We start from the raw sequence: 4,760 nt of genomic DNA, 5'->3' as shown, positions 1-4,760 counted from the left end.
ACCCCCGACGGCCGGACCACTGCGGTGTCCGCGGGTGACGTGGTCCACCTGCGCCGGGCTTGACCGGCGGTGGCGTGACCGGGCGGACCCAGCCGCCGTCATAGCTCCGGCGAGGGCTGGCCCGTTCCATGGTCCGGTGGGGCCGGAATTCCTGGCGCTCCAGCAGGCTCGCAGTTGATCGGGTTGCCCGGAACACCCGGCGCGTCACTGGGGACGCCACGGGTGGGCAGGGTCGGAAACGCGGGTACGCCCGGTGTCGGCACGCCGACCGGGATGCAGGTCATAGGCGGGGCCGGAAGCGTGCTGCTCTCAGTAGTGCCTTCGGCAAAAGCCCCTGCCGACATAGTGACGAGACCGGCAACGGCCAGGCCGGCCAGCGTGAGTGACTGCACGATTCGAATTGCCTTCATCTTGAAAGTCTCCGAATGTGTTGTGGGTCGCTCCGAATGTCCATCGGAACGAGCGCTAGTCTGCCTGATCTGGTGTTTGTGGAGCGTCAGGTAGCGCTTTATCGTTTCTTTAGGGCTTAAAGTGCGGATTCTGTTGCCCGTATGTACTTTTTGCTCGCAAAGGGCGCACTTTGTTGTGATATAGGAGTGCTATGCGTGTACTCGTGGCCGAGGATGAGAAAATGATGGCGGACGCGGTGGGTGAGGGTTTGCGTGACAACGGACTCGCCGTGGACGTCGTCTACGATGGTGCCGCTGCGCTTGAGCGATGCGTCAGCACCGACTACGACGTCGTTGTACTCGACCGCGGACTACCGTTGGTGCACGGCGACGAAGTATGCCGCTCGCTTGTTGAGGGGCGTCGCGAGACACGAATCCTGCTGCTTACCGCTGCGTCCGCGGTCGCCGACCGAGTCGCTGGACTCGAACTTGGTGCCGATGACTATCTGCCCAAACCGTTCGCCTTCACCGAACTCGTCGCCAGGGTGCGCTCGCTGGGACGGCGAAGCAGGCCGGCTGTACCGCCGATACTGCAACGCGCAGGCATCGTCTTGGACCCGGCGCGGCACCGGGTCACGCGTCACGATCAGCGGATTTCCTTGGCCAAAAAGGAATTCACCGTCCTCGAAGAGTTGCTTCGTGCGGATGGTGCGGTCGTTTCGGCTGAGAAACTGTTGGAGACGGCATGGGACGAGAACATCGATCCCTTTACCAACGTCGTGCGCGTGACTATGGTATCGCTGCGGCGCAAGCTGGGCGACCCCCCGCCTGTTGAGACCGTTTCCGGTGTTGGGTACCGGATCCCGTGAAACGCTGGCCGCTGCGAATCAAGCTGACGCTCGCGTATGTGGTGCTGACAGCGGTCACAGGCGCGATAATGCTCGGACTGATCCTGTTGATGGCGCAGCCGGTAACCCCGGTCAGTACTGGATCCTCGGTTCCTTACTCGTCGTCAGCGGTTCCCGCCCCCGATCGTCCGGCGACGGCGCCAGCTGACCCAGGAGAGCCGGAACTCGTCGACGTTGCAGGCACCGTGACCTATTCTTCCTTACTCGGAAACGGTGTCGTCGCCCTGGTGGTCGTCATGGCGGTGGCCGCAGTTCTCGGGTGGTTGACGGCCCGGCGTGTGCTGCGCCCGATCCGGTCCATCACGAGCGCGGCTCAGCGGGCGGCTGACCAGGAGTTGAGTACGCGTATTTGCCTTTCAGGGCCCAACGACGAGATCAAGGAACTCGCCGATGCCTTCGACCACATGCTGGCGCGGCTGGAACGGTCGTTCGTCAGCCAGCGCAGATTCCTCGCGAACGCTGCACACGAGCTGAAAACCCCCGTAGCGGCGCAGCAAGCGGTCACCGAGGTGGCGATGACGCGACCTGACGCCGGAACCGGGACCATTGAGTTGGGCCGCAAACTCCTCGCCAGCCTGGGCCATCAACAGCGCGTACTCAGCGGCCTGTTCGCGTTGGCGCAGAACGCTGAAACCGTCGAGAGGAAAGACACCGTCAACCTGGCTGATCTCACTGACGACATCCTGCACGAGCGTATCGCCCGTAACGACGAACAGATCGAGCCCACATCGGAACTCGACGTGACCAAGGTCCGTGGTGACGCCGCCCTGCTCGAGCAACTGATCCGCAACCTCATCGACAATGCCTTCGTCCACAATGCACCCGGCGGCTGGGTGTCCGTACGCACCGTCGGCACGCCGACCGAGTCTGTGCTAGAGATCGCGAACGGCGGTACCCACATCGACACCACCCAGGCTGACCAGTTGTTCGAACCGTTTAAGCGCTTGTGCTTCAACAGGGCGGACCCACCTCCGGGCAGTGGCCTCGGCCTCTCGGTGGTACGGGCGATCTCCGAAGCACATGGCGGCTCCGTCACTGCTCAGCCACGTGACGAGGGCGGGCTCGTCGTCCGGGTTTGCTTGCCAGCAGCATGACACGGCTCCTGCGGACAGGCCTGACCCAGTGCAGCCGCTGGTTGAACTGTGCCTGCCAGACGATCGCGGTGGGCATGGCAGCGCCAGCGCTCTCGGTTGCGGTTCAAGTCGGCGAGGTATGCCTCCAGGCCGGGCAGGTAGGACACGCCAGTGCTGAGGTCGGAACCCGATGGGGCATGTCCGCCGCCGGCCGCGACGTTGCTGGGTTCAGTATCTACACAATCCTCTCCCAGCCAACTAAGAGCCCCGCCGACCTCGCTCACACCACTTGGCGATCTATAGGAGCATCAGGCTTTACAATGGTCGGCGACGTAGCATCTCGACGCACGCCCGATCCAGATCATGAAGAGTGGTACATCACCGTGCACGTCCAGGGCAACGAGACAGACGCGAAGATACGCGCTTTCACCAAGAAGGAGCTGCACGAGTCTTTCGCGCGCTGCGATGTCCGGGGGCCTGCATCCGTGCGCTCGGCCGCAAACGCTGGTTGCCCGCTTTCCGGGACGCGACACTGTTCAAGATCGGCTACGGCTTGAGGTAGTAGCTGCGGCCTGGACCGTCGATCCGTGCTTGGGTCAAGGCGATGCGGTGGATGGCGGCGTTGAGTTGGCGATTGCCGCCGCGGGCGAGTCTGTGTCGATGGGTGTTGCCGGAGGAGGCGGGAATCGGTGCTGTGCCGGTGTAGGCGGTGTAAGCATCGGCGTGTCGAAACCGGGATATTCCGGCGGTTTCGGCGAGTATCTTCGCTGCGGTGAGGTGTGCGCATCCGCGTAGTTGCAGCAGTTGCGGTGCCAGCGTGTCGACTTTGGAACGGTCTTTTTCCACGGCGTCGATTCGTTCGGTCAGTGTCTCGATTCGCTGGTAACGCGGGCGGGATGGCTGGGTTCTGGTAGGGCACTGCGAGCCATCTGGATGCGGCGTGGCGGTCGCCGGACCGACCGCCACGCCGCAATCCGCGATCAACGCAGATCGAAAACGAGCCGGGCCTTCACTTGTCCCTTCTCGACCTCCGCGAAACAGGTGTTGACCTCGCCGAGGCGGCGGCTTTCCCGGATCACCCTGGTACGGCCCTGCTGGTGCAGCTGGAACACTTCGTCCAGATCGCTACGCGTGCCTACGATCGAGCCGATGATGGTGATGCCGTTGAGTACTGTCTCGAAGATCGGCAGTTGCACGTGGTTGTCCGCGGGCAGCGCGACGAAGACCAGTTTGCCGCCTCGGCGCAGTGAGCTGTAGGCCTGTTCGAAGGCCTTGGGGGCCACTGCGACCGAGATCGCGGCGTCGGCACCACCGAGATCCTTGATCGCTCGCACGGGATCTTCTGTGAGGGCGTTGACGGTATGGTCCGCACCGAGTTCCCGGGCGAGTTCGAGCTTTTCGTCCACCACGTCCACGGCGATGACCCTGGCGCCGAAGATCTTGGCGTACTGGAGGGCCAGATGCCCGAGTCCGCCGATGCCGAACACGGCGACTGTGGACGCTGGGCGGGCACCGGAGAGCTTCACAGCCTTGTACGTCGTCACGCCCGCGCAGGTCAGCGGCGCGGCATCCAGTGGATCGACCCCGGCCGGTACTTTGGCGACGTACTTCGCCGACGCCTTGGTGTACTCCGCGTAGCCGCCGTCGATGAAGTAGCCGGTGTTGAGCTGCTTCTCGCACAGAGTTTCCCAGCCGCTGGTGCAGTAGTCGCAGATGCCGCAAGCGATACCGAGCCACGGGATTGCCACGCGGTCGCCTTCGGCCACTTCGGTCACTTCCGCGCCGACGCTCTCGACGATGCCGACGCCTTCGTGGCCGGGGATGAGAGGGAGTTTGGGCTTCACCGGCCAATCCCCGTGTGCCGCGTGGATGTCGGTGTGGCACAGGCCAGAGGTTTCGATCTTCACGACGACTTCGCCCGGTCCCGGTTCGGGCTTGGGAACCTCGTCGATGGTCAGTTCCTTGGTGAAGTCGTGGACGACAGCGGCTTTCATGAAAACTCCTTGGGCATTGCTAGTTGGTTTCGGCCCCGGAATTCGGCTCGAGAGCCGACGACCGCCGGTCTCACGGTCGATGCGAACCGGTACCGCGAAACCAGGACTCCTTTGTATCTGGTGGAAGCCAGCAGGACAGCTCTCCGAACGGGCAGGTAGTTGATGAAACAGGGGTTATGAATGGGGCGGACGAAGACGACTGTTGGGCAATGAACGCGAGACGACGTTGTGCACGTGGAAACCGCCCGGCAGGTCGGGAGCAGAGATGGGGCATCGGCCTGCCGGGCGGCGGTCTGGGGCATCAGTCGTCGCTGGACTTGTTCAGGCCCTTGGAGATCAGCGACATGACGGACGAGTCGGCGAGCGTGGTGACGTCGCCGACCTCGCGGTTCTCCG

The 4,760-nt window shown here is 63.5% G+C and carries 4 protein-coding genes; 2 read left to right on the top strand and 2 right to left on the bottom strand.

Going from position 1 to position 4,760, the window contains the following annotated elements; translation table 11 throughout:
* Positions 1-601 precede the first annotated feature (601 nt).
* Entirely contained in the window at positions 602-1,258 is a 657-nt protein-coding gene (locus ACWEV3_RS43310; protein WP_452619492.1) for a response regulator transcription factor, read from the top strand.
* A complete protein-coding gene (locus ACWEV3_RS43305; protein WP_452619491.1) occupies positions 1,255-2,391 on the top strand; it encodes a sensor histidine kinase in 1,137 nt (378 codons plus the stop codon). Before ACWEV3_RS43310 ends, ACWEV3_RS43305 begins: the two co-directional genes overlap by 4 nt.
* 525 nt (positions 2,392-2,916) lie before the next feature.
* On the opposite strand, the gene ACWEV3_RS43300 is transcribed toward ACWEV3_RS43305, so the two are convergent.
* Together ACWEV3_RS43300 and adhP are read right to left on the bottom strand one after the other, a co-directional pair.
* Positions 2,917-3,336 (bottom strand): transposase, encoded by a 420-nt coding sequence (locus ACWEV3_RS43300; RefSeq protein ID WP_452619490.1) that lies wholly within the window; start codon positions 3,334-3,336, stop codon positions 2,917-2,919.
* Between the two features lie 14 nt (positions 3,337-3,350).
* Positions 3,351-4,364, bottom strand: coding sequence for an alcohol dehydrogenase AdhP (gene adhP / locus ACWEV3_RS43295; protein WP_452619489.1), 1,014 nt, complete (start codon positions 4,362-4,364; stop codon positions 3,351-3,353).
* Positions 4,365-4,760: the final 396 nt, after the last annotated feature.

Source organism: Saccharopolyspora sp. NPDC003752, assembly GCF_053605825.1.
The sequence above is the reverse complement of the archived record's forward strand: the minus strand, read 5'-3'. Positions and strand labels throughout refer to the sequence as shown.